The 24531-nt window shown below is 40.7% G+C and carries 25 protein-coding genes and 1 tRNA gene; 18 read left to right on the forward strand and 8 right to left on the reverse strand.

Annotation, left to right across the window (positions count from 1 at the left end):
* Positions 1-70 precede the first annotated feature (70 nt).
* Entirely contained in the window at positions 71-880 is an 810-nt protein-coding gene (locus ACFSJE_RS09710) for a DUF6090 family protein (RefSeq protein WP_379830794.1), read from the forward strand.
* Positions 881-1111: 231 nt separating this feature from the next.
* A complete protein-coding gene (locus ACFSJE_RS09715; protein WP_090292201.1) occupies positions 1112-2329 on the forward strand; it encodes a site-specific integrase in 1218 nt (405 codons plus the stop codon).
* A gap of 115 nt (positions 2330-2444) precedes the next feature.
* Here ACFSJE_RS09715 and ACFSJE_RS09720 read toward each other — a convergent pair whose 3' ends face one another.
* The 6 genes from ACFSJE_RS09720 to ACFSJE_RS09745 all read right to left on the reverse strand — a co-directional run bounded on the left by ACFSJE_RS09720 (position 2445) and on the right by ACFSJE_RS09745 (position 6778).
* Complete coding sequence (locus tag ACFSJE_RS09720; RefSeq protein ID WP_116216542.1) at positions 2445-2900, reverse strand: DUF6730 family protein; 456 nt, start codon at positions 2898-2900, stop codon at positions 2445-2447.
* A gap of 10 nt (positions 2901-2910) precedes the next feature.
* Positions 2911-3771, reverse strand: coding sequence for a relaxase/mobilization nuclease domain-containing protein (locus ACFSJE_RS09725; protein WP_235856357.1), 861 nt, complete (start codon positions 3769-3771; stop codon positions 2911-2913).
* Between the two features lie 5 nt (positions 3772-3776).
* Positions 3777-4073: a mobilization protein MbpA gene (gene mbpA, locus ACFSJE_RS09730; RefSeq protein ID WP_116216544.1), complete on the reverse strand. Its 297-nt coding sequence runs from the start codon at positions 4071-4073 to the stop codon at positions 3777-3779.
* A gap of 45 nt (positions 4074-4118) precedes the next feature.
* Positions 4119-5021 carry a toprim domain-containing protein gene (locus ACFSJE_RS09735; protein ID WP_379830795.1) on the reverse strand — a complete coding sequence of 301 codons (903 nt, stop codon included), beginning with the start codon at positions 5019-5021 and terminating at the stop codon, positions 4119-4121.
* A gap of 206 nt (positions 5022-5227) precedes the next feature.
* Complete coding sequence (locus tag ACFSJE_RS09740; protein ID WP_116216546.1) at positions 5228-6433, reverse strand: primase-helicase family protein; 1206 nt, start codon at positions 6431-6433, stop codon at positions 5228-5230.
* Between the two features lie 75 nt (positions 6434-6508).
* Positions 6509-6778, reverse strand: coding sequence for a helix-turn-helix domain-containing protein (locus ACFSJE_RS09745; protein ID WP_090292211.1), 270 nt, complete (start codon positions 6776-6778; stop codon positions 6509-6511).
* 539 nt (positions 6779-7317) lie between these two features.
* Here ACFSJE_RS09745 and ACFSJE_RS09750 point away from each other — a divergent pair.
* The 11 genes from ACFSJE_RS09750 to ACFSJE_RS09800 all read left to right on the forward strand — a co-directional run bounded on the left by ACFSJE_RS09750 (position 7318) and on the right by ACFSJE_RS09800 (position 19759).
* Positions 7318-7575: a DUF6660 family protein gene (locus tag ACFSJE_RS09750; RefSeq protein ID WP_313777864.1), complete on the forward strand. Its 258-nt coding sequence runs from the start codon at positions 7318-7320 to the stop codon at positions 7573-7575.
* A 125-nt stretch (positions 7576-7700) separates the two neighbouring features.
* Entirely contained in the window at positions 7701-12122 is a 4422-nt protein-coding gene (locus ACFSJE_RS09755) for a CusA/CzcA family heavy metal efflux RND transporter (protein WP_116216547.1), read from the forward strand.
* A 45-nt stretch (positions 12123-12167) separates the two neighbouring features.
* Positions 12168-13358: an efflux RND transporter periplasmic adaptor subunit gene (locus ACFSJE_RS09760; protein ID WP_318310863.1), complete on the forward strand. Its 1191-nt coding sequence runs from the start codon at positions 12168-12170 to the stop codon at positions 13356-13358.
* A gap of 6 nt (positions 13359-13364) precedes the next feature.
* On the forward strand, positions 13365-14006 hold the full coding sequence (locus ACFSJE_RS09765) for a cation diffusion facilitator family transporter (RefSeq protein ID WP_116216549.1): 642 nt from the start codon (positions 13365-13367) through the stop codon (positions 14004-14006).
* Complete coding sequence (locus ACFSJE_RS09770) at positions 13999-14421, forward strand: Fur family transcriptional regulator (RefSeq protein ID WP_116216550.1); 423 nt, start codon at positions 13999-14001, stop codon at positions 14419-14421. The genes ACFSJE_RS09765 and ACFSJE_RS09770 overlap by 8 nt, the downstream gene beginning before the upstream one ends.
* 27 nt (positions 14422-14448) lie before the next feature.
* Positions 14449-15240 (forward strand): cation efflux transmembrane domain-containing protein, encoded by a 792-nt coding sequence (locus ACFSJE_RS09775; RefSeq protein WP_181898143.1) that lies wholly within the window; start codon positions 14449-14451, stop codon positions 15238-15240.
* Positions 15241-15273: 33 nt separating this feature from the next.
* Positions 15274-17238 (forward strand): heavy metal translocating P-type ATPase, encoded by a 1965-nt coding sequence (locus tag ACFSJE_RS09780; protein WP_116216551.1) that lies wholly within the window; start codon positions 15274-15276, stop codon positions 17236-17238.
* 29 nt (positions 17239-17267) lie between these two features.
* On the forward strand, positions 17268-18392 hold the full coding sequence (locus ACFSJE_RS09785) for a DUF4238 domain-containing protein (RefSeq protein ID WP_116216552.1): 1125 nt from the start codon (positions 17268-17270) through the stop codon (positions 18390-18392).
* Between the two features lie 174 nt (positions 18393-18566).
* Positions 18567-18938: an ArsR/SmtB family transcription factor gene (locus ACFSJE_RS09790; protein WP_116216553.1), complete on the forward strand. Its 372-nt coding sequence runs from the start codon at positions 18567-18569 to the stop codon at positions 18936-18938.
* 12 nt (positions 18939-18950) lie between these two features.
* The gene (gene merTP / locus ACFSJE_RS09795; protein ID WP_099546398.1) at positions 18951-19553 is read left to right on the forward strand and encodes a mercuric transport protein MerTP; all 603 of its coding nucleotides are present in this window, start codon (positions 18951-18953) and stop codon (positions 19551-19553) included.
* A complete protein-coding gene (locus ACFSJE_RS09800) occupies positions 19553-19759 on the forward strand; it encodes a GDCCVxC domain-containing (seleno)protein (RefSeq protein ID WP_099546397.1) in 207 nt (68 codons plus the stop codon). Before merTP ends, ACFSJE_RS09800 begins: the two co-directional genes overlap by 1 nt.
* A gap of 382 nt (positions 19760-20141) precedes the next feature.
* On the opposite strand, the gene ACFSJE_RS09805 is transcribed toward ACFSJE_RS09800, so the two are convergent.
* A tRNA-Ala gene (locus tag ACFSJE_RS09805) sits at positions 20142-20215 on the reverse strand.
* A gap of 56 nt (positions 20216-20271) precedes the next feature.
* Positions 20272-21069, reverse strand: a complete 798-nt coding sequence (locus ACFSJE_RS09810; RefSeq protein WP_379830796.1) for a universal stress protein — start codon at positions 21067-21069, stop codon at positions 20272-20274.
* Between the two features lie 54 nt (positions 21070-21123).
* Here ACFSJE_RS09810 and ACFSJE_RS09815 point away from each other — a divergent pair, with 54 nt between their 5' ends.
* The 5 genes from ACFSJE_RS09815 to ACFSJE_RS09835 all read left to right on the forward strand — a co-directional run bounded on the left by ACFSJE_RS09815 (position 21124) and on the right by ACFSJE_RS09835 (position 24525).
* Entirely contained in the window at positions 21124-21624 is a 501-nt protein-coding gene (locus ACFSJE_RS09815; protein ID WP_379830797.1) for a GNAT family N-acetyltransferase, read from the forward strand.
* Positions 21625-21636: 12 nt separating this feature from the next.
* Positions 21637-22971, forward strand: coding sequence for an MATE family efflux transporter (locus ACFSJE_RS09820; protein ID WP_379830798.1), 1335 nt, complete (start codon positions 21637-21639; stop codon positions 22969-22971).
* Positions 22972-23057: 86 nt separating this feature from the next.
* Positions 23058-23825 (forward strand): enoyl-CoA hydratase/isomerase family protein, encoded by a 768-nt coding sequence (locus ACFSJE_RS09825; protein ID WP_379830799.1) that lies wholly within the window; start codon positions 23058-23060, stop codon positions 23823-23825.
* A 176-nt stretch (positions 23826-24001) separates the two neighbouring features.
* A complete protein-coding gene (locus ACFSJE_RS09830; RefSeq protein ID WP_379830800.1) occupies positions 24002-24262 on the forward strand; it encodes a hypothetical protein in 261 nt (86 codons plus the stop codon).
* Positions 24259-24525, forward strand: coding sequence for a type II toxin-antitoxin system RelE family toxin (locus tag ACFSJE_RS09835; RefSeq protein WP_379830801.1), 267 nt, complete (start codon positions 24259-24261; stop codon positions 24523-24525). Before ACFSJE_RS09830 ends, ACFSJE_RS09835 begins: the two co-directional genes overlap by 4 nt.
* Positions 24526-24531: the final 6 nt, after the last annotated feature.

The raw sequence follows: 24531 nt of genomic DNA on the forward strand, positions 1-24531 counted from the left end.
GACAGCCCAACTGGGATATTCGGGGAATTTCCATAACTCGTTGTGCTTCGTTACGACCAATCACTGACCAATGCTAAAATTCTTCCGACAATTACGACAACGTCTACTCCGAGAAAATAAATTCACCAAATACATTATGTATGCCATAGGCGAAATAATTCTTGTAGTGATTGGTATTTTAATCGCCCTACAAGTAAACAATTGGAATGAGAGCCGTAAACTGGACAAACTGGAGCATAGTTATTACGAAAGTCTTTATCAAGACCTTGTCCAAGACTCCCTTGAAATCAATTTTAAAAAGAAAAATGCCCACAGAAATATCAAGCAGCTCAACAATGTCCTTCGCTTTATCAACAGTGACTACGACATTTCAAAAACAGCAATAGACTCGGTGGAGTGGCCCGTAAATCACTACTACAAGGATTCGTTGGCCTTGGTTCATTCAGTTTCCCAAGCCGGTTTCATGCAATTTGTGGATATTCTAAAAAACACCATAGAAGACCTGCGTTCCACTGGAAGCATTAAAATATTGAAAAACAAAAAGTTAAAAGAACGCTTGATGCAATACTATAATAGGGACAAGACGAGGGAAAGTTGGAACCTGTCTCTGCTTGACACCCGTGTGGAAATGGAAAAAAGCGTGAACAAAGTTTTGACCGCAGAGCAACGAACCTTATATGCCAATGATGAATTTCAAGTCCTGGAATTGCATGACGGTGATTTTCAGAAATTTACCGATAACCTGAAAGCTGTCCCGGAGTTTAAGGAAAATCTCATTGGCATGTTGTACTTGCAGCACCGGATACTACATCAATCCAATAATCTTATGAAATATGTTAACGACCTTCTTGCACAGCTGCGGGAAGAAATTAATGAATAGGAAGACAAAAAAAGCACCTCAGTGAGGTGCTTTGGTCTTTGTGGAGAATACCGGATTCGAACCGGTGGCCTCTTGCCTGCCAGCAAGAGGATTACCATATCAATCCAATACAAATAAATACATAATAAATTGTTTTTCAGTATTTTAAATAATTTCGTATTCATTTAATTTCAAATAAAATCACCCATTTGCGTGCAAATTGCGTGCAAATTTTTTTTACCTTTGATTAGGATGAATACCAATATAAAACTTTCTTTAGATACGCGTAGGAAGAAAAAAGATGACTCCTATCCTATTATTTTACGGTTAACCCATTTTCGAAAAACAACTTCCATAAGCTTAGGGCAATCAATAAAAAAGGAATTTTGGGATAATAAAAACGAGAAAGTTAAAAGAGCATTCAAAGGAACTTCATCAGTTAGTAAACTCAATAATCAACTCTTAAAAGAAAAGACCAGAGCGGTCGACATAATTAATGACCTGAACGAAAAGGACGAGCTTAACTTTTTATCCATTTTGCAGCTGAAGAAGAAGATTGTAAAAACCGCATCATTGGATTCATTTTTTAAGTTTAGCGAGGATATTGTCGATGAGTTAAAAGCAGCTGAACGTTATGGTAATGCAAACACATACTACGCGGTAATTAAGGTATTGGAGAAATTCGCTGATGGAAATGATATCAAATTCAACGAAATCAATTATGATTTTCTCAAAAGATTTGAGAACTGGCACTTTTCCAAAGGTAATTCTGTTAACAGTCTATCGACGTATATGAGAACAATCAAAGCGGTCTTTAACAAGGCCATTAAGTCTGATGTTGTTTCTAGAGATGCTTATCCTTTTACACATTATAAGATTAAAACTACTCCTACAGAAAAAAGAGCGCTTGACATTAAAAGCATCAAATCAATTATGCTTTTAAAACTGGAAGAAACGGATAGTCTGTTTCACTATAGAAATTACTTCCTTGCCTCTTACATGCTTTATGGTATTTCCTTTATGGACTTGGCTTTTTTAAGGGTTCAAAATATCATTGACAACCGAATTAAATTCCAAAGAAAAAAAACGTCAAAGCCTTATGATATTAACATCACGCCTCAGTTAAAGGAAATCCTCTCGTTTTATCTTAAGGATAAAGAGAGGTCTGAATTTATATTTCCAATCATTAAAAGAGCCACATTTGAACTTCAATATAAAGACGTCTTATGGGCACGGAAGAGATATAATAAAGGGCTTAAAGAAATTGCAAAAAAATGCAAGATAGAGCAGCGGTTGACCTCATATGTATCTCGTCATAGTTTTGCAACCCAAGCTATGCTGCAGGACGTTCCCTTACAAGCTATTTCTTCCATGCTTGGCCATAATCGACTATCAACTACTCAAATATATCTGAAGTCCCTGCCGAATAATATACTAGACAATTATAATCAGAAATTGGTTAAACTGTAACCTTAACCCTTCCTAGTCCCAAATCCTTACTCACAACTTCAGCGCATGGATCCTGGCCTATTTTTGCAGTGTTTGGGAAGATAAGCGTAAAGCAAAAATAGGATAGGGCGCTGTCCTACTTTTGGCCATTATCCTCCAGCCATTTTTGATATAGTTCCTTTGCCTCTGGGCTTTCTTCAAAGAATGTCCTGTAGTGTTCAATTGCATCATCTTGACCTTCTACATATGCAACCTGTTCTTTCTTGGATATCCTTGACACCTTGTAGATTGAAAAACCAAGGACCAAAAGGACCGTGACCAACAACCCCCAAGTAAGTTTTATGGCCCAACTGGGCAAGAGAACGGACCGCTCTACTTTATGAAGAATCCTTTCCATCAGTCTTTGTTGTTCCTTAATGTCGTTTTTTTGTTTGTTGCCATACTCTTTTAGAAGAGCATTTAATTCGCTGGTATCTGGCCTTAATGGAAGGTTTTTGAAATCCTCATGAACCTTTTCCAATCGGCCGATACTCTTTTCAAATCCGTTGATCTCCTCAGTCAACAGTTCCGCTATCTCGTCCAGTTTTGCCATATTGTTTTGTTTAGATTCCTATTCCAGTGTCCCTGACCACTTTGATGGCCAGTTTGATGGTCTTTTTTATGATGGTCTGGGTCAAACTTTTTGGGACATTCACTGTCCTCCCCAAAAGCTGCATGCTCTTGTCCTTGGCAATCCGCTGTGCCATGTTCCTTTCAAAGTTCATTTGACGGGCGATCCTGCCCATGGACATGGACCGGTGCACCTCGCTTCCCTTTAGGTTCGTTCCCTTATGCTCAAAACGGAAGCCCTGCAACTGGTTCTGCCTGTTGATGCTCGGGATGACTTTTACATTGTTCTGCTCCATCGATTTGATATACTGGTCAAAATCCCTTGGCCGTTCCTTGGCCATGACCTTTTCATGGATCTTCTGTATTTCCGATCGGACATATTGCATCCGGTACAGTTTTTCCTGCTGAACTTCCCTTACCGTGGTCAGGTCCATTTGTTTGGCCACCCTTTCCGCCACTTGTTGGCTCCGCTTGCCGATGAAGCTGTCGTTATAGGCCTTCCCCTGAAAGTTTATCCGGTTGGCATACAGGTGGACGTGCACGTGCTCTTTGTCCCTATGGACAAAGGCAATGGCCTGGTGCTGCTTGAGGTTCATTTCCTTGAGGAACCGTTCGGTCATTTCCTTGAGTCGTTCGCTTTCCAGTTTCCTGCCGTCCTCGATGGTGGGGCTCAGCACAAAGCTGAGCGTGTTCTTCCGGCAGAGTTCATTCTGTTCTTGGATGACCTTGAACTCCTCGGTGATCTCCCTCGGGGTCTCCCCGGCCAGATATTGGCTGTGGATAATCTCCGATCCCTTCTCCTGGTTCATCCCGTAGCTCATGGAGGCCGATGTGTGCGATATGGATTTGCCCATGCCTATCATTTCTTGAAATTTAAAAAGTGTTGTCGTATCTCTTTGGCCAACTGGGCCGTTTCCTCGGCCAATCTAGGGTTACGCTTGCGGAACATGTTGGTGATCAGCTTGAAGTTCCGTTGGTATTTGACCAATAGCTTATAGGCCTCTATCTGTTCGTCCGTCATCCTTTCAACTATCCTATCATCGAATGCGGCACGGCGGCAGTACTCACTGATGGAAAGACCGCTCTTCCGGGCCTTGATCCTCAGCAGTTTCTTCTCGTAGACCGAGCACCGGAACTGTACGAACTCTTTCTTCATTTTCACATCATCTTTTGCGACCTACGGGAGCAAAAGCAAGATTTGTCATGACAATGACACATCTTGAATTCGTTTCCGAACTTCATCCTTCGCGCTTTTTACCTTCCATTCGTTTATATCTTTAAAACCTTCATAGAGGAAGGATATATCCCTACTGTTCGGGCACTTTTCCAGTAACAGTTCCGTCATCCCCAATCCCGTTTTGTCCCTATCAAGAAACAGTTTTACATTTTCATAATCCTCTATTTCTTTTATCATCCGTTTTACAAAGGCAGTTGTGTTCAATACCAGAAGGTCATGGCTGTTTACGATATCCGCCATCAGCTCAATTAGGGTGAGCATATCGAACATGCCTTCTGTAATCGCCAATTTCTTTGATTTGTTCCCCATCATCGAAACATCCTTTGGCGAGGTGGAGCCTTTCCAATAGCTGTTCCGCAGTTCCCAGCCTCCAGACCTGTTTTGGAGTCCGATGCCAAAGTATGTCCGTCCTCCTATTCGATAATGGATTTCCTTGCAAAGTATTCTTGCGGTTTTGATCGAGATACTTCTGGAGCTTAGATAGTTTTGCAGGGCCCTGTGCTCGATTTCCTTTTCCTCGATGATTTCAATCGGGTTGACTCTATGTTCCGCTTTGGTTGGATTCGGCCGCCGGTGAAAAGAAAAATGGTCCATGTTCCCGGACAATCGTTCCAATGCCTCCTTTACGGAACAGTTCTCCATTTTCATGACCAGGTCTATGGTACTTCCCCCCTCAAAGGTTCCGAAGTCTATCCAATAGTTCTGTTTCAATGATACCTTGAAAGAGGCTTGGGTCTCGATCCGGAACGGGCTGAGGAACCAAGCTTCTTTTTCCGTTTTCTGGACTGGAAAGTGCCCCAACTTGGCCAGCGTGGAAACGATGTCAATGTTGCGGGCTTTTTCGCAGTCCATTCTTTTTTCTTTCATGGTTCTGTTTTTAATCGATTTTTGATGATTTGATGACAAACCTCTGGGAGGCCCTTTAAATACTGGTAGTTTCCCCGTCATCATTTTGTCATCGTTTCATCGTTTTTGTTTTTTTTCTTCATAGTACCTGTCATCATTTTTTATTTTGATGACAGAATGATGACAAAGTGATGACAGCCTAAACCCTTATAAATACTGGGCTTATATCAATCTGTCATCAAATCATCAAAATTTTGGACCAAAAAATTCTTTTTTATGGTAAAGTACCTCCCTTTTGCGTCCTCGGTGTTGATCTCACCGTTGTTCCAGATGGTGATCTTTTGGTACTTGTTGGAATTGGGCTGGTTGTCCAGTTTCCAATCATTTTTCAGCAACCGCCTCAATTGGGTCAGGTCGGTCTTGACCCTTGTGCGGTTGAGCATGTGCAGGGCATCGATGGGACAAAGGTCCACGGAGTCCATCTCGAACTTTTCCATGGCACTGAGCAGTAGACTGGCCAGTTCCTTCTCCACCCTGTTCCGGTTATTGTTTACCAGTTTCTTCAGCGCTGGTGTATGCACCTGTTTTGGAGTGAACCACATTCGTGTTCTTTGCTTGGTACTGTATTCCCTTTTTGAAAGGAAATCCAAAAAAGCGGGCACCTCCCGGGCCAGTTGGTCCAAGAAATCGGTGTCCTCCCTTTTAAGGGATGGGATCTTCCTCACCCAGAACCGTGTCTCATGGGCATCGATCTTGATAAAACTGTCCTCGTTGTTGCTGCAGAGAATAAATTTTCCGAAGAATTCCACTTCCCGTTTGTCCTTGCCCTTGGCCTCAAGCTTGTTCCGGTTGGTGGTGCTCAGGTACTTGATTCGCTCGGTGAGTTCCTCCTTGTTGAACAGTACCTCGTCGACGCATATCAGCAACTTGTTGGCCCAGTCCGCATTGAACTGGCTTGCAAAGCTGTCGTTGGTCAGATAGGTCAGGTTGTTGCCAAAGATTTCCTTGAGCCATTTGAGAAAGGTGCTTTTCCCGGTGTTTCTTTCGGTGGATACCAGACAGAGGATGGGGAGCACCTGCACCGGTCTTTGGTACAGGAGTTTCAGATAGTCCAGTCCCAGCTCCAGTTGATTTCCGAAGATATGCTTCAAAAAGCCCCGTGTCCTTATTATACATCCCTCTTTCGGTTCATGCGTCAAAGGGGAATAGGTATTGTAGAAACCATGGTGTTCCTTTTTAAAATTCACATGGCAAGGAATACAGGCGAACCCGTCATATTTGGGCACCTTGCCCAGATAGTCCTTGCCATGGTCCTGCTTGATGATATGCTCGTTCCACGGAACCAGCTGCTCGTTGAAATGTCCCGAAATGGTAGGATACTTTACAATTTTATAGAAAGACGTGCCCACCCTTATATAAGGTACTATTTTCATATTTTGAAATTTTTGAAATCTTAGGGTTTCTATGAAATTATCGTGAGTCCACAAATAATTTAAAGAGGAATTCGACTAGGGAATCGAATCCCCGATCGTTTTGCTTTCCGGTAAAGGCTTCTGTTGGTTCTGCAGCAGCCAACGCACTATCTTTTTCCTTTCGAAGAAAATCAGTTTTCCATTGGGCTTGGAGTGCGGGATATGCCCCGCAGCGGTAAGCTTGTACAGATAGCTTCTTGATATGCCGGTATAGTCACAGGTCTCATCGAAGGTCAGCACTTCTTTATTGGCGATCAATAGCCTTTCCAAACGGTCGAGCCGTTCCAGTATTAAAAAATTGTCCATTTTATTTCTTTTTAAAGATTAGAAATGAACAAAAGCGCTTTTGTTTTCTTTTGAAGAATTCTTTGGATAAAGATAAAAATAAGGAGGAGGGAAAGTAAGATTGACCGATTGATTTTATTCACAAATAATTGATATACAGTTTTTTATGTTAAAATAGTTCAAATATAATGGTATTGATAAACCCTTAGTTTTATTTGGTTTCATTTGATACCAAATGGAACTGTTCTTATTTTGGGCAAATAGGTGGTTTAATGGAAGAAAGCAGAGTTATCAACAATTAAGACTAGGGGAGTTAGAAAATAGGCACTTTAAAAAAGCATGTTTTAATCTTTGGATTGTCTTAATGAAGTCTGATACTTTGATACTACTTTAAGAAAGTCTAGCGCTTTTTTGAAAAATACTGTCTTGAAAATCGTTCCTTTTAAAAAACTACGCTCAAAGCCATTCTTTGCAACCCAATTGCACTATAATTCTTTTACCTTTGCAAGGTGAAATTTTTTGCGATTATATTATCCATCTACTTTCTGGCACTCAATTTCGTGCCTTGTAGCGATGCCAGCAGTGTTGATGAAGGCACACAGGTCGTTTCTGTAATGGATTTCGATGGCGAACACGGACAAGACTGTGAACTGTGTTCCCCATTCTGCCAGTGCCAATGCTGTCATTCACATACCATCGATTTCCGTTTGGCTATTTTTGAACCCATCGAGCCTATCGTTTCGCTAGAAAATTTTATCCACTTCGATAGTTTGGGCAAGGATATTTCACTTTCCCTTTTACAGCCACCTCGGGCATAATCCAGTTTTCATAGGATAGCTATATCCTGTTTTGACGTGTCCATCTATTGGATTCGTCAACATTGTGCATTGCTTTTTATTCAATGTGCTCAACAAGAATTTCAACTGAATTAACATCCTTATCTATGATTAACAAAATCATTGATTTTTCAATCAATAACAAATTTATAATCGGTCTGTTTACATTGACTCTTATAGGTGTCGGTATCTGGTCAATGGCAACGGTAAATCTTGGGTCTGTGCCAGATATTACCAATAATCAAGTGCAAGTCATCACACAATCGCCCAATTTGGGAACGGAAGATATTGAACAGTTCGTAACCTATCCCGTAGAACTATCTATGGGTAATTTACCAGGCGTTACAGAAATAAGATCTATCTCACGCTTTGGCCTTTCCGTAGTTACTATCGTTTTTGAAGACGATATGGGAACCTATCTTCCTCGACAGCTGGTACAGGAAAAACTAAACGAACTGGGCGAATCTATCCCTGAAAAATTTGGAAGTCCATCTATGGGTCCCATCTCTACTGGTTTAGGTCAGATCTATGAATACACTATAAAGCCAGAGGAGGGTTTTGAAAACAAGTATTCGCCTATGGAACTGCGCACCGTGCAAGATTGGGTTATCAAACGACAACTCACATTACTGGAAGGCGTGGTAGAGGTCAACTCTTATGGAGGCAGTATTAAACAGTATGAGGTCGCTGTCAACCCAGATAAGTTGAATAGTTTGGGTATTAGTATTTCACAAGTGTATGAGGCTCTCGCTCGGAACAATGTGAATACAGGCGGTGCTTACATAGAAAAAAATAAAATGTCAAATTTCATAAGAGGTGAAGGTCTTATTCGCTCTTTGGAAGACATTAAAGATATTTCGATTATTAACGAGGGCAACATTCCCGTAACTATTGGAGATGTTGCAACACGCGTCCATTTTGGGAATCAGGTACGTTATGGTGCTTTTACGCAAGACGGTAAGGAAGCCGTGGGAGGAATAATAATGATGCTAAAAGGTTCAAACCCTAATGCGGTTATTCAAAATGTTAAGAATCGTATGGCAGAAATTGAAAAATCCCTGCCAGAAGGTCTCACTATCGCCCCTATCATTGATCGTAGTGAGCTAATTGCCAGAACGACCGATACCGTTAAAACCAATTTACTGGAAGGTGCCCTAATCGTGATATTTGCCCTTGTTTTATTGTTGGGTAGTTTAAGAGGTGGCATCATAACGGCCACGACCATACCGTTGTCCTTGCTTTTTGCCTTTATCTTAATGAAGCAATTTAATGTATGGGCAAACTTAATGAGCTTGGGAGCTATAGACTTTGGGATTATTATAGATGGTGCCGTGATTATTATAGAAGGAACGGTGTATGAGATCCAAAAACGGATTAGGTCTGGAAAGCTAAAATTCAATCAAGGCGTAATGGATAAAGTAGCCTATGATGCCGGAACCACGATGATGGGTTCTGCTTTTTTCGGGCAGATCATTATACTTATAGTTTTTACACCTATACTTTTCCTTACAGGTGTAGAGGGTAAAATGTTCAAACCGATGGCATACACCTTTGGTTTTGCTATGATAGGTGCAATTATTCTGTGTCTTACGTATGTCCCAATGATGTCTGCGCTTTTTATGAAACCAGTTCAAAACACCAAAAGCTGGTTTGGCAAATTTGAGCGTTGGCTTGAAAAGATAAGTGATAAAATTATTGGTGCTATACATAATGCTTATAAGCCATTATTAAAAGGCGCACTACGGCTTAAGCTTATCGTGTTATCATCTGCTGCTGTTCTGCTTATTATTGCTGGATTTATATTTTCTAATATGGGTGGAGAATTTGTGCCGCAGCTCGATGAAGGAGATATAGCAATGCAGGCGTTTATAAGACCAGGAAGCTCGCTCACAGAATCCATTGAAGTTTCAAAGAAAATAGAAACTATCCTATTAGAAAATTTTCCTGAAATTAAAACGGTAACAGCACGTATGGGTGTGGCAGATATACCTACAGATCCTATGCCTATGGATATTGCAGATATGTATATCATCCTTAATAAGGATATGGACGAGTGGACAACTGCTTCTACTAAAGAAGGTTTGATTGAAGCCATAAGGGATAAACTGGATGATGAACTCGTCGGGGTTAATTTATCATTTACCCAACCGGTCGAATTAAGATTTAATGAGCTTTTAGAAGGCGTAAGAGAGGATATTGCAGTAAAGCTATATGGCGAAGATTTAGAGGTGTTATCAGACAAGGTTCAGGAAATGGCAGCTATTATAAAGACCGTTCCTGGCGCGGGCGATGTGAGTGCAGAACGTACAGCTGGACTACCACAAATGACCGTAAAGTTCAGACGAGATAAAATGGCGCAATATGGACTGGATATTCAAAAAGTAAATGATTACATAAGTACTGCTTTTGCAGGTGGTACCGCTGGCGTCATTTTTGAAGGCGAGAAACGATTTGATCTGGTGGTACGATTTGATGAAAGCCATAGAAAAAGTATTGATGACCTGCGCACGATGTACATCGATCTTAAGGATGGAAGCCAGGTACCCATTATTGAAATAGCAGAGATTGAATACGTGCCTGGACCTATGCAAATCTCACGTGACAATACGTATAGAAGAACCTATGTAGGTGTAAATGCACGAGGCAGAGATGTGGAGTCTGTTGTAAAAGATATACAACAAAAGTTAGATGAAGAACTGGACTTGCCATCAGGATATTATATTACCTATGGTGGAGAGTTTGAAAACCTACAAAGCGCTAAGGATCGTTTAACAATTGTTGTGCCCATCGCCCTGTTCTTGATATTTGTACTGTTATACTTTGCCTTAAAATCCTTTTCACAATCGCTAATGATTTACATCGCGATTCCCTTGGCGGCCATTGGTGGTGTGTTTGCTTTATGGCTTCGAGATATGCCATTTAGTATTTCGGCAGGTGTAGGATTTATTGTGCTATTTGGTGTCGCAGTTCTTAACGGGCTGGTACTTATTAACCGATTTAATTCTTTAAAGGAAGAAGGTGTTACAAGCATAAAGGATAGAATATTTCAAGGGACTAAAGAACGTATTCGCCCCATTATGCTCACGGCTACCACAGATATTTTTGGGTTTTTACCTATGGCATTTTCCACATCAGCCGGTGCAGAGGTGCAACAACCGCTCGCTACGGTAGTTATTGGTGGGATGCTTACGGCCACCCTACTCACGTTGATAGTACTTCCTGTACTCTATATCTTTATAGAAAAGCGACGTGAGCGCAAAGACCAGAACAAGATTGGTTCGTTTAATCCGCAAGCATTGACCACGATTTTAATACTTGGTTTTATGTTAGGTGGTACCGCTTTGGCGAAAGCGCAACAAACACAAGCACCTGTGCCAGACCTCATTGTTCAGGATAGCATTACACCCATTACCTTATCTCGGGCTGTAGAAATTGCCAAAGAGAATTATCCAGCACTCAAGACGAGCCAACTCGAAATAGAAAGACAGAGCGCACTCACGGGCAATGCCTATGACTTCGGTAATACTAAAGTATTTACAGGTGGCGAAGAAGTGGCAGATGGTCAGGGCATTTATACCTTGATAGGTATCGGGCAACAAAATATTGATCTATTGGGAATAGGTGCCAAAAAACGCTTGCAACAACAACGCATCCAGTTAGCCGAAACAGCTTTTGACCTATCTGAAATCCAGATAGAACTGGAAGTCAAAAAAGCCTGGTCAGAAGCTTTTCAGGCAAAGAAGAAATTTGTTCTTTATCGAGAACTGGACAGCATTTATGGTCAATTTGCACAATCTGTAGAACTCAATTTTGAAGTCGAAGCCATTTCGAGACTGGAATATGCTGCTGCGCGCAATCAAGCGTTACAGATAACCAACAGGTTTCAGCAGGCAGAAACAGATTATTTAATCGCATTACAAAAACTCAATCTTTGGTTGACACCAGATACGATGTACACCGTAGCTGATGAATTTGAAGCTACCGAAATTTCGGTGTTAGAGACTGATGATACATTGGATGAACATCCCGAGTTATCGCTTTCGCGAAAGCGTATAGACGAAGCACAAGCAAGCTATGATGCAGCAAGGGCAAGCTTACTGCCCCAGTTTAATCTGCAAGGTGGCCTGCAACGTGTAAATGGCGATAGTGGTTTCTACACCTATCAGGCAGGGATTTCCATACCGCTGTTTTCTGGCCCAGACCGCAGCCGCGCAAAAGCTGCTAAACTGGATGCACAGATTGCAGAAACCAATGCCGCATTCAAACAACGCGAGCTGCAATCCCAATATACACAAGCACAGCAAAATTATACACGATGGCGAGATACTTGGTTTTTCTATAAAACCGAAGCTCTGCCACTTGCCATAGACCAGCGCAAAGGCGCATTGCTCGCCTACAAAGAAGGTGCGCTTGATTATGCAGCATTCACGCAAATTATACGTGATGCCATACAGACCGAAATGGATGCGCTGGACGCACTCGATAATTATTTAGAAGCCTTGTTTAAACTACAATATTTCCAAAACTAAAAAAAGATGAAAAAATTAAAATATATACCGATTACCACAATGCTTATGGCATTGACATTATTCAGCTGTGGCGAGTCAAAAACTGAAGATGGCCACGATGAAGCCACCCATTCTGAAACAGAAGAAAATCACTCTGAAGGGGAAGATGAAGAAGATAATATGGAAGGCGAAACTAAGGAAGTAATGCTCACGGCACAGCAGTTTGAAGCCTTACAGATGGAAATTGACACGCTCTCACAACGTTATATGAGCGGTTATGTAGAAGCAAATGGCACGCTGGAAGTACCACCCCAAAACGAAGCATCCATTACCGCCATAACAGGAGCAAATGTGGCATCCATAGAAGTAATAGAAGGTGATGAAGTGAAAAAAAATCAAGCGGTTGCCTATCTCTCACATCCCAGCATCATACAGATACAGAGCGATTACTTAAATGCACACAGCAACAGTCGGTTTTTAAAACAAGAATACGAACGTCAAAAAAGGCTTTATGAAGCTGGTGTGGCATCTGGTATGAATTTCCAAAAGGCAACGGCAGACTATCAGTCATCTACCGCAATGGTAAACGGGCTGGAAGCACAATTGCGACAGTACAACATCAATGTGAATGGCGTGCGCAATGGCACTATCTACCAGCGTGTTGCATTGCGCAGTCCCATTGCAGGGGTTGTAGAAAAAGTTTTTATAAAAACTGGACAATATGTGGAGCCACAGACCAACCTAATGGAAATAGTAGATACAGACCACGTACACGCAGATTTAATGGTTTTCGAAAAAGATGTTGATAGGGTAAAGAAAGGTCAACAAGTACGATTTAGCGTTCAATCAAGACCAGGAACGGAACTCGTTGCCGAAATTTATTCAGTAGGAAAAACCTTCGAGCAAGATCCTAAAGCGGTGCACGTACACGCAGAAATTGAGAACAAAGGTGGTGGTCTTATCTCAGGAATGTACATTAAAGGTAGGATTGAAGTTGATAACGATGAAACCGCTGAAACCGCATTACCAGAAAGTGCCATTATTACAGAAGGTGGTAGGGATTATGTGTTTAAAGCGCAAAGGGAAGGCAACACTTGGAGTTTTATACCAGTAGAAGTCACTACGGGCGAGAAGGATGGTGACTGGATAGCCATACGTTTTTTTGAAACCCCAGACCCAAATACTCATTTTGCCTTTAATAATGCCTATTACCTTATGGGAGAGATGAAAAAAGGGGAACTTGGTGACGATGATTAAAATGGAATGAAAGAAAAAAGAAAGAAAAACTTAAAAGTAGCAAGAACCTTACAGATTTGGAACGTCATCTACGATGTTATTGAAGTTGCGGTCTCGCTTATTGCTGGATTTACAGCAAATAGTTCGGCTCTGATAGGTTGGGGATTGGACAGCACGATTGAAGTGGTTAGTGCGGGAACATTAGGCTGGCGACTACACGGCGAGATTAAAGGTATCGATGAAGAAAAAGTAAAACGAAGACAAAAAATCACGTTAAACGTAATTGCAGTTTCCTTTACGCTCATCTGTATTTTCATTTCCTACGATTCCATTACAAAGCTTATAAATAAAGAAACCGCAAACTGGAGCACGATGGGACTGATTATATTATTGGTTTCCCTGGTTGTAAATCCTATCCTGATCTATTTCAAAAGAAAGTATGGAAAGAAATTAGACAGTCCAGCCTTGCTGGCTGATGCTAAAGACACCTTTATTTGCTTATACCAAACCGTGGTCGTACTTATAGGATTGCTATTGGTCAACTGGTTAGGCTGGTGGTGGGCAGATCCTGTGGCGGCATTACTTATCGTTCCGTACGCTGCAAAAGAAGGCTATGAAGCCTACAATAAAGCTAAAAATATCAATTATAACACCGCACAAAATGACTGAAATTGAAAAAACATTAAATGACCATAACGTGCGTCCCACCGCAATGCGCATCTTGATTTATAAGTATATGGCCGATAGGGATGCCGCCATCGCCCTGACTGATATTGAGAATGCTTTCGCAAAAGCGGATAGAACCACATTGTACCGAACCCTAAAAACGTTTGAAGAAAAAAACGTGGTGCATCACATAGATGACGGAACTGGAATCTCTAAATACGCACTTTGTGAAGAAGGCTGTAATTGTGAAATAGAACAGGATTTGCATTTACATTTTCATTGCACTAACTGTGACGAAACAGTTTGTTTAACGGAACTAAAAATCCCGCATATCAATTTGCCAGATGGATATTTGGCAGAGGATGTTAATCTCGTGGTTACGGGAATATGCGAAAAATGCAGCAGTAATTTACTTTAATAAACAAACGAACAAATTAGATTGATTTTGAAAAAAAGCACTTTTATAATAACTAAAATGGACTGCCCTTCAGAAGAGCAGATGATTCGGATGAAGTTAGAGTCTTATGCTCAAGTAAAACACTTGGATTTTGATATTCCAAACAGAAAATTGGAAGTATATCACGTGGACGACGTCAAGGCGATAAAAACGTCTATAGCCAGCTTAAAACTTGGGGATTCCTTAGAAGGAACCACAGAAGCCGAACCACCCGTAATGGAAGACCAATCCAAACAAAAAAGAATCCTATGGTGGGTCTTGGGCATCAACTTTGGCTTTTTCGTTATCGAAATGACCACCGGTTGGATTTCTTCTTCGATGGGTCTTGTGGCAGACTCATTAGATATGCTGGCAGATTCCATCGTATATGCATTAAGCCTATTTGCGGTAGGCGGTGCCATTTCAAGAAAAAAGAAGGTTGCGAAATACAGCGGATACTTTCAGATGGCATTGGCAACACTTGGGTTTGCAGAGGTCTTGAGAAGGTTTTTTAGCAATACCGAAACACCCTTGTTTCAATGGATGATTATCGTTTCAATTTTCGCATTGGCAGGTAATTTGATATCGCTCTGGCTCATCAACAAGGCAAAGAGTCAAGAGGCTCATATGCAGGCAAGTGCCATTTTTACATCCAATGATATTATTGTTAATGGTGGTGTTATAGTAGCTGGGGTGCTGGTTTATTTTCTGAATAGTAAATGGCCCGATTTAGTGATTGGCGGCATCGTTTTCACTTTTGTAATGCGCGGTGCATTGAGAATATTGAAATTATCGAAGTAGTTTTTAAAATGATATCAAACTTGATTAGAACATATGAAAAAGAAAAAAATAAACTTACGTGACTTAGAACCAAAAAAACAACAAGGCGAGCACAGTCACGACGATGGCCATAACCATAGCAGCCCTGAAGAAATTTCAAATTTCAGAACCTATCTACCGGCTATTTTCAGCTTCGTAATGTTGATAGCCGGAATTGCTATTGATTACTTTGATGCGTTTCCTTTCTTCAAAGGATGGATTCGCGTAGTATGGTACACGGTAGCCTATATCCCTGTGGGATTCCCTGTAATAAAGGAAGGCTGGGAAAGTATTAAAAAGGGGGATTTCTTTACTGAATTCTTCTTAATGTCCATTGCAACCCTCGGTGCTTTTGCCATAGGCGAATACCCTGAAGGTGTAGCCGTTATGCTATTTTATGCCGTGGGCGAACTCTTCCAAAATGCGGCCGTTAACCGTGCTAAGGGAAATATAAAAGCCTTACTCGATGTAAGACCCAATGAGGCTTTGGTTTATCGTGATGATGATTTTGTTTCAGTAAATCCCGAGACTGTTGAGATTGGCGAAAAGATACAGGTGCGTGTAGGCGAAAAAGTTCCGCTTGATGGCATTCTGCTTTCTGAAAAGGGTTCTTTTAATACTGCTGCCTTGACAGGCGAAAGCAAACCTGATACTATTGCTAAAGGTGATACTGTTTTTGCAGGAAGCATAAATCTTGATGGCGTAATCGAGATTGAAACCACAAAAGAATTTAAAGACAGTTCCATTGCACGAATTTTGGATATGGTGCAGAATGCAACCGCCAGAAAATCAAAGACCGAATTGTTCATTAGAAAATTTGCACGGATTTATACACCAATCGTGGTATTCCTCGCTATCGGACTTACTTTTCTGCCTTACTTTTTTATAGATGATTATGTATTTAGGGATTGGCTCTATCGAGCATTGATATTCCTCGTAATTTCCTGCCCTTGTGCGCTGGTCATTTCCATTCCTCTGGGCTATTTTGGCGGATTGGGTGCGGCATCGCGAAACGGTATTCTATTCAAGGGTGCATCCTTTTTGGATGCAATGACCCAAGTAAACACGGTCGTAATGGACAAAACAGGAACCGTTACCAAAGGCGTTTTTAAAATCAAGGAAATCAATTCCATCACATTTGAGGAAGCCGAATTTATGAAATACCTGATGGCGATGGAAGAACAATCTACTCATCCCATCGCAAAAGCAATTCTCGAATACAAAGCGGACGGGTCAGATTATGAAGCGACAGATGTATCGGAAGTTGCCGGAAAGGGATTGAAAGGAAAGGTCAACGGGAAAACGGTATTGGTAGGTAACAAAGCCTTGATGACCTCAAACAGCATAGAAGTCCCTTCGGAAACAGATGGTATTGTAGAATCAATCGTTATGGTGTCCATAGATGGAACATTTGCAGGTTATGTTACCATTGCAGATGAATTAAAGGATGATGCGCACCAAGCCATTAAACAAATTAGGGATGCAGGAATTTCCAAAATTATAATGCTATCGGGTGACAAAGACTCAATTACACAACAGGTTGCAAAAGAGTTGAAAATCGATTGGGCAAAAGGCGGACTGTTGCCTGAAGATAAACTCAATGAGGTTGAAGAGCTCAAAAAGCAACCCGAAACCAAAGTAGCATTTATTGGCGATGGTATTAACGATGCACCCGTTTTGGCAGCAAGTGGTGTAGGTATTGCAATGGGTGGTTTGGGTAGCGACGTTGCTATAGAAACAGCCGATGTTATCATACAGACCGACCAACCCAGTAAGATTGCAAGAGCGATTAAAATTGGTCGTTCAACGCGACGAATTGTCTGGCAAAATATTGCGCTTGCATTTGGTGTCAAGGTCATAGTCCTCATTCTCGGTGCAGGTGGATTAGCGACAATGTGGGAAGCTGTTTTTGCTGATGTGGGTGTGGCGTTTTTGGCTATATTGAATGCGATACGATTGCAGAAGATGGAATGGAATTAGTACATTCATGAAAATTCATTATTTCATGTATGGCTAAAAACGAACCCATCAAGCAACAATACATACCACGGTCTTACCTGAAAAATTTTGGTGTTGAAGGTAATAACGGCAACTATTTTGTTGATGCTTACAGATTGGAAGATGATTTGCTTCTTGAACAGATTAGTACAAAAAGTATTTGCTTTCAGAAAAATCTTTATACGATTCCGAATGCCGAGATTGATAGGAAATACGATTTGGAATATCATTATGCCGAACACGTCGATTCTGAATTCCCTAAGATTTATAAACTACTTGTCGATGAAAATGTGAAGATATTGACCTCTGAGCAAAAAAGGCAAGTACTATACGTCTGCCTATCCCTTTATTTTAGAACCCCGAGGTTTCTTAATCATCAGAACGCATTTACCGACCAAATTTTAGATAGAATGTTATTGTACGCCGACGAAAACGGCGATGTGAAATTTACATTTGAAGAAGAAAAGCACGAATTCAATATTAAGGATATTGGTAAAGTTAGACACGAATTTAAAGAGCGTAACAGGATTAAATTCTTGGTTCAACATTTGGAAAAATGGAAAGAATTTGTGGATTTCAAATATGATTGTACTATAAATGTCCACCGAATCAATGATGAGGATGCACCATTAATTACTTGCGATAATCCGGTATCAATACGCGGCGTAAAATCAACTCGATTTGAAGGCCTTTTTAATCCTGACTCAGTAATAACTTTGCCTTTAGATACCAAATACTACTTAGAAATCTTTCCAAACAGTATTGCTGATGGTCAAACCAGAATTAATAGGATGGTTCACGATAGGGACTATGTTTTTACTACAAATGGAATCGTTCAGATTAATGCTGAGAAATTGATAATTGGAAAACCGGGTACGATAGAACGACATTTTGAAATTCAATCGAGTTACGAGGATTCTGAAAATGGGGAACAATTTGTTGAAAAGGCAAAGTACAAGTTAGAGCAACTTCAGAAATTTACCGAACTTTTTGAAAAAAAGGGATTAACTTCAAAAGAAACCGTTGGTCAACTGAGAAAAATGCTAAGTCATGAATATTTCAAAGATGAAGACCAACTTATTCAAATGAAAAGGCTACTTATTGCTGCCGGACATTGGAATCAGAATCCGAAATAGAAATATCATAGTCCCCTATTTTTTTCACTGGTGCTACAAAAACTCGGTAGGCATTCGTCTATAAAAACTAAAACAAAGAACCAATCCAACTTCCTAAATAATATGTCTACAGTTTTAGTATATAAGTATTTGCTTAAATAATGATATATTTGTAGACGCGTTAAGTTAAAATTGATGAGCTTGGAAATAACCTGTACCCGGAATGAAGCCGACCATAAACAAATATCACGGTGCAAGAGGACAATAGAAAATTCTTCCGATAGTTTTAAGGCCATGAGCAAAATTTTGGCCCTTGCCGGAAGTGAGGTACGACTGAAAATCCTATTTCTTTTGAACATAGAAAATGAATTGTGTCCTTGCGATATTGCTGACATTCTTGAAATGAGTGTCCCCGCGGTATCCCAACATATCCGTAAAATGAAGGATGCAGGAATTATCACATCGAGACGTGAAGGTCAAACATTATATTATTCGTTGGTAAAGAGTGAGGATAATGTTTTAAATGGAATTTTCAGTTCAATTTCGATAAGAAAGAAAACAGCTTAGAAAGTTTAAATTATGGCATCGAATAATACTTCAAACACCGCGGCCTATACCAGTATTTTTACCGCAGTTGCAGCATCAATATGCTGTATTACCCCTGTCTTGGCACTGATTGCTGGAACAAGCGGCATTGCATCTACCTTTTCCTGGGTCGAGCCGTTTAGACCCTATTTTATCGGCTTGACCATTATTGTTTTGGTATTTGCATGGTATCAGAAATTACGGCCAAAAACAAAGGAAGAAATAGATTGTGCCTGTGACGATGATGCGAAACCTACATTTTGGCAATCCAAACAATTTTTGTTCATCGTAACCGTATTTTCGGGATTGATGCTGGCCTTCCCGTACTATTCCAACTTATTTTATGCACAGCCCACAAAGGACATCGTCTATGTCTCTCAATCCAATATCGAAAAGCACACGTTTTATGTTGAGGGAATGACTTGTGTGGGTTGTGAGGCACACGTAGAAAGTGAAGTCAATAAGTTGGATGGAATTATTTCGGTAAAAACCAGCTACGAAAATGCCAACACCATAGTGGAATTTGACAAGACCAAAACCGATTTGCCCGCAATCAAAAAAGCCATAAACAGTACAGCTTATAAAGTAGTCAAATAATGAGACCTCAGTTAATATCAACAATTACTTGCCCAAATTGCGGGCTTGAAAAAGAAGAGGAAATGCCAACAACGGCCTGTCAATTCTTTTATGAATGTGACAATTGCAAAAAAGTCCTTAAGCCAAAAGAAGGGGATTGTTGTGTCTTTTGTTCCTACGGTACTGTCGCTTGTCCACCTATTCAGAATAACGAAGATTGTTGCTGATTGATTGCCTACACAGTTCTCTAGTAAAAGAAAACTTTTTCGGTGCATTTAAAAACAGTTCATTTTAACGGCCCTTTTTTTGAACTTCTTTTCTATTTCAAAAATTCTGTTGTCATTCGGTCACATTTGTGGTCTCTTTTATTTGTTTCGTTAATTGACCTTTTATGGGACTTAGATTCATAAATCTAATACTGAAGCTAACGCATGTAATAAATGTGATACTTTTTCAAAAAATTATGCTATAAAGGATTAAAAAGCATAGAAATAGCCCAATTTGAATCAAATAATACCGAGCTTAATTTAAAACCAGTTTTGCGTGCAAATTGCGTGCAAATGAAAAAAGCTCCAAAAGTTAAAAACTCTTGAAGCCTTACTGTTACTGTGGAGAATACCGGATTCGAACCGGTGACCTCTTGCCTGCCAGGCAAGCGCTCTAGCCAACTGAGCTAATCCCCCGTAAGAGAGCGCAAAGGAACTACTTTTTTCTGAAACTATCAAAAATTGGGCCCTGCTTAATCTTTTTTAACGCTCAACACCAGCAACGGTATGGGCACAAAAAACTCTGATTTTAGAATTGTGTTTTTCTCCCATAATTTCTTGAAGAACCCTCGCTTTCTTCTAAAAACACACAACATATCCGGATGCTCTTTTTGGAAATGCTCAATTACTCCCAAGTATGTCGTTGCATTTTCGGTAATGGTCAATTGCTTGCTTAAATCCATGAGAGCTGTGTTCACTTTAAGATCGTCTTCAGAATATCCCGGTCTTTTCACCAAAAGCAAACTGACCTCCGACCTAAACTTGTTCTTAATGGTCACTAATGGACTTAGAATACTGTTTCTCTTTAAAATTCCCGAGCCAAAAGCGGTCAATATCTTTTTTACAGGCTTAAACTCAGTTCCCTTGGGAACAATCAAAGTTGGGATGTTGGTTTGCTTTATGATTCGCCCCGAAGTATTTCCCAAATAAAGCTCTTCCTGAATATCGTTACTTCTTGGAGCAATAATGATCAGGTCTATTCCCAACTCTTTGTTGATGTCCTTTAATCCATCCACAATATCGCCATTGTACGTAGCCATCTTAATATCGATACCCTTCGTGTCCACCTGTTCAATCACTTCTTTTAAATGCTCCTTACTGCTTTTCGCAACTTTCTGTTCCACATTGGCCAAACTCCCAACAGCCGTAGTGACCGAGAACACATCCATCACAAAAATTTTGGCGCCAAAATTTGTTGCAAAATCGATGGCGTATTGCAATGTGCTTGAAGAATTTGGTGAAGTTCCAATGGGTACAAGTATATTATTCATGTATTTGGTGATTGAGATTAAAACCTAAATTTACAACTTAATTGAAATGAATCCATGATCCGGCACGCAAAGATATCCGAAATAAAGGATATCCTGAACATCACCAAGGCCTGTGCAACAAAAATGCAGGAAAACGGTATTTTTCAGTGGAATGACCACTACCCCTCCGAAGCTGCCTTTATGCGTGATGTGGAACGGGGTGAACTTTACGTCATCGAAGAAAAGGGAACTATTATAGGTACCGTCGTCATTTCAACCAATATGGATGAAGAATATGTGCCTATCGAATGGTTGACACCGAATGGCAACAGCACGTATATCCATCGCCTTTCTGTGCACCCCGATTACCAAGGCAAAGGATTGGCCCAGCAATTGATGGATTTTGCGGAAAACTATTCCAAGAAACATGGATTTGTATCGGTTCGGCTGGATACCTTTTCCCAAAACCACAGAAATCAACGATTTTACGAACAGCGAGGCTATCAAAAATTGGGTGACATTTTCTTCCCCAAACAAAGTGAACATCCCTTTCATTGTTATGAATTAGTGCTGTAACTTGCGGCCGATTTGAGCACACACGTCAACTTTAAAAGCATCAACCAACTGGCCATTCCCGCTACCATTTCGGGGATTGCGGAGCCGTTGCTTTCCATTACTGACACGGCCATTGTAGGTAATATTCCAGTAGATGGATTGGAGTCTTTGGCTGCTGTCGGAATTGTAGGGTCTTTTTTGTCCATGCTCATTTGGGTGTTGGGGCAGACCCGAAGTGCCATCTCCGCCATTATTTCACAATATTTGGGTGCTGGAAAGTTGGATGAAGTCAAAAACCTGCCTGCTCAGGCTATTTTTCTCAATATTCTTTTGAGCATCATTATCTTGGTCTCCACCGTATTTATTGTAGATGATATTTTTCGACTCTTTCGGGCCTCCGGAAAAATATTGGACTATTGCGTTTCCTATTATTCCATTCGGGTTTGGGGCTTTCCGTTAACGCTGTTCACGTTTGCCATTTTTGGCATTTTCCGGGGTTTACAGAATACGTTTTATCCCATGGTCATTGCCATGTTGGGCGCTGGATTGAACATCCTACTCGATTTTATCTTTGTTTATGGGATTGATGGGTATCTCCCTGCCATGTATCTGGAAGGAGCTGCATGGGCCAGCCTAATCTCGCAAGGCATTATGGCGATTTTGGCTCTGATACTACTGTTGAAAAAGACCGAAATCAGCATGAAACTCAGCCTTCCGTTCAATACCGAAATCAAACGGTTGGTGTTCATGAGCCTGAATTTGTTTGTGAGAACCGCAGCTCTAAATGCAGCCTTAATGCTGGCCGTTCGGGAAGCCACTATCTTGGGCGACCGTTTTATTGGTGCACACACCATTGCGGTGAACTTATGGCTCTTCGCCGCCTTTTTTATTGATGGCTATGCAGCAGCTGGCAACAGTATGGGAGGTAAACTTTTGGGAGCCTCCGACTATAATGGCCTTTGGAAACTGGCCAAGACCATTTTTAAATATGGAATGGTAGTTAGTTTGTTCCTGATGCTCTCAGGATTCGTCTTCTATAGACCCATCGGGCGGCTATTTTCGAATGAAGAAATCGTGCTACAGACCTTTTACAGTATTTTCTATATTGTAATCATCGGGCTTCCCATGAACACCATTGCCTTTATTTTTGATGGACTTTTTAAAGGTCTGGGTGAAATGAAATATTTACGGAATGTGCTGCTTTCTGCCACATTTTTGGGCTTTATTCCCGTTCTCTACTTTGGAAAATTCATGGGCTGGGGCTTCTATGCCATTTGGATAGCTTTTGTGGTTTGGATGATGATTCGTGGATTTGCCCTGATTTGGAAATTTAGACAAAAGTTCAGGCCCTTGGTACAAAACACTTAATTTAGCATTGAAAAACAACAAGTTCAAGTTCAAGTTCAAGAACCAAGAACTCATAACTCATAACTCATAACTCATAACTGAAATTAATGCCCACGGATAGACCCAACGGAAGTTTATATACCAAAATCGACAACGGAGTTGCCACGGTGGAATTCGGTCATCCGGCTAGTAATTCCTTTGTGTCAGAATTGTTGACGCGATTGGCCAACGAATTTGCCAAACTTTCGGATAATGATTCGGTTTCCTTGATTGTTTTAAAATCCGAAGGCGACCGAGCCTTCTGCGCCGGAGCTTCGTTTGATGAATTGGTGGCTATTTCAAATTTGGAAGAAGGCAAGGCCTTTTTCAGCGGATTCGCTAACGTTATCAATGCCATGCGTAAATGCAAGAAGCCAATTATCGGTCGCGTTCAAGGGAAAACTGTAGGCGGTGGGGTCGGATTGGCTGCTGCTTGCGATTATGTCTACGCCACGGTGGATGCCGCGATAAAATTATCCGAGATTTCCATCGGAATAGGCCCTTTTGTCATTGCGCCTGCTGTGGAACGAAAAATAGGAAAAGCCGCCTTGGCAGAACTCTCCTTAGCCCCAACCGAGTGGAAAAATGCCTATTGGGCCCAAGAAAAAGGATTGTTTGCAAAGGTGTATGATTCCATAGCAGAAATGGATAAGGAATTGGAGTTCCATGTACAGCGTTTGGCTTCATACAATCCCAATGCTTTATCTGAAATGAAACGTGTGCTTTGGGAAGGAACGGAGCATTGGGACCAATTGTTGGCCGAGCGCGCAGAAGCTTCTGGCAAGTTGGCCCTTTCCCCAGAAACCAAAGCTGCCTTGGAAAAATTTAAAAAATAAAGTTGATATCATGAGAAATATTGTGTTCCCCGCATTAGTTGTTATTCTGGTGGTGGTTTATGTCTTCAACAGAGTCCGCAACAACAGGAAGTTCAAGAGGTAATATTTTATATATAATATATACAATATAATATTGCATATATTTGTTAATATAGAATTTGCAAATCATACCTCTAATGGAACATGTAAAAAAGCTCATTGAAGTTGATAAGTCGCTTGTAGTGAAACTTAAAGTGCTTTCTGCATTTGAAAACCTGAGCGTTAAGGCCTTGATGGAAAAAGCTATTGTCGAATACGTCAAAAAGAAAGAACTGGAACGCTTCGAAAGCCTTTCAGAGGAAGAAAAAGAAGACCTTGGGCTTCTACTTTTGATGCAACAAGCAGATACCAAAGAATTTGCCAACGAGGATGATATTTTTAAAATCCTTGATCAATGAAGATCAAATATCATAAATCACTTGAAAAAGATTTAAGAAAGATTAATGATAAAAAGATAAAGCAAAAGTTAAAGCTCATCATTCTAGAAATGAAAGAGGCCAAGGTTTTGGATGAACTTACTTCCGTCAAGAAATTAGCAGGACATCCCAATGCATTCAGGATGCGAATAGGTTCTTACCGCCTAGGCTTTTATTATGAAAACAATACCTTGATATTGTCACGTTTTGTAAAGCGAAATGATATCTATAAACTTTTCCCATAGGCCCAT

It is taken from the genome of Flagellimonas iocasae, assembly GCF_042682725.1.
GTDB classification, from domain to species: Bacteria; Bacteroidota; Bacteroidia; order Flavobacteriales; family Flavobacteriaceae; genus Flagellimonas; species Flagellimonas iocasae.

Coding starts and splice junctions, on each gene's coding strand:
- ACFSJE_RS09710 (WP_379830794.1), top strand. CDS start 71: ATGCTAAAATTCTTCCGACAATTACGACAACGTCTACTCCGAGAAAAT.
- ACFSJE_RS09715 (WP_090292201.1), top strand. CDS start 1,112: ATGAATACCAATATAAAACTTTCTTTAGATACGCGTAGGAAGAAAAAA.
- ACFSJE_RS09720 (WP_116216542.1), bottom strand. CDS start 2,900: ATGGCAAAACTGGACGAGATAGCGGAACTGTTGACTGAGGAGATCAAC.
- ACFSJE_RS09725 (WP_235856357.1), bottom strand. CDS start 3,771: ATGGGCAAATCCATATCGCACACATCGGCCTCCATGAGCTACGGGATG.
- mbpA (WP_116216544.1), bottom strand. CDS start 4,073: ATGAAGAAAGAGTTCGTACAGTTCCGGTGCTCGGTCTACGAGAAGAAA.
- ACFSJE_RS09735 (WP_379830795.1), bottom strand. CDS start 5,021: ATGAAAGAAAAAAGAATGGACTGCGAAAAAGCCCGCAACATTGACATC.
- ACFSJE_RS09740 (WP_116216546.1), bottom strand. CDS start 6,433: ATGAAAATAGTACCTTATATAAGGGTGGGCACGTCTTTCTATAAAATT.
- ACFSJE_RS09745 (WP_090292211.1), bottom strand. CDS start 6,778: ATGGACAATTTTTTAATACTGGAACGGCTCGACCGTTTGGAAAGGCTA.
- ACFSJE_RS09755 (WP_116216547.1), top strand. CDS start 7,701: ATGATTAACAAAATCATTGATTTTTCAATCAATAACAAATTTATAATC.
- ACFSJE_RS09760 (WP_318310863.1), top strand. CDS start 12,168: ATGGCATTGACATTATTCAGCTGTGGCGAGTCAAAAACTGAAGATGGC.
- ACFSJE_RS09765 (WP_116216549.1), top strand. CDS start 13,365: ATGAAAGAAAAAAGAAAGAAAAACTTAAAAGTAGCAAGAACCTTACAG.
- ACFSJE_RS09770 (WP_116216550.1), top strand. CDS start 13,999: ATGACTGAAATTGAAAAAACATTAAATGACCATAACGTGCGTCCCACC.
- ACFSJE_RS09780 (WP_116216551.1), top strand. CDS start 15,274: ATGAAAAAGAAAAAAATAAACTTACGTGACTTAGAACCAAAAAAACAA.
- ACFSJE_RS09785 (WP_116216552.1), top strand. CDS start 17,268: ATGGCTAAAAACGAACCCATCAAGCAACAATACATACCACGGTCTTAC.
- ACFSJE_RS09790 (WP_116216553.1), top strand. CDS start 18,567: ATGAGCTTGGAAATAACCTGTACCCGGAATGAAGCCGACCATAAACAA.
- merTP (WP_099546398.1), top strand. CDS start 18,951: ATGGCATCGAATAATACTTCAAACACCGCGGCCTATACCAGTATTTTT.
- ACFSJE_RS09800 (WP_099546397.1), top strand. CDS start 19,553: ATGAGACCTCAGTTAATATCAACAATTACTTGCCCAAATTGCGGGCTT.
- ACFSJE_RS09810 (WP_379830796.1), bottom strand. CDS start 21,069: ATGAATAATATACTTGTACCCATTGGAACTTCACCAAATTCTTCAAGC.
- ACFSJE_RS09815 (WP_379830797.1), top strand. CDS start 21,124: ATGATCCGGCACGCAAAGATATCCGAAATAAAGGATATCCTGAACATC.
- ACFSJE_RS09825 (WP_379830799.1), top strand. CDS start 23,058: ATGCCCACGGATAGACCCAACGGAAGTTTATATACCAAAATCGACAAC.
- ACFSJE_RS09830 (WP_379830800.1), top strand. CDS start 24,002: ATGGAACATGTAAAAAAGCTCATTGAAGTTGATAAGTCGCTTGTAGTG.
- ACFSJE_RS09835 (WP_379830801.1), top strand. CDS start 24,259: ATGAAGATCAAATATCATAAATCACTTGAAAAAGATTTAAGAAAGATT.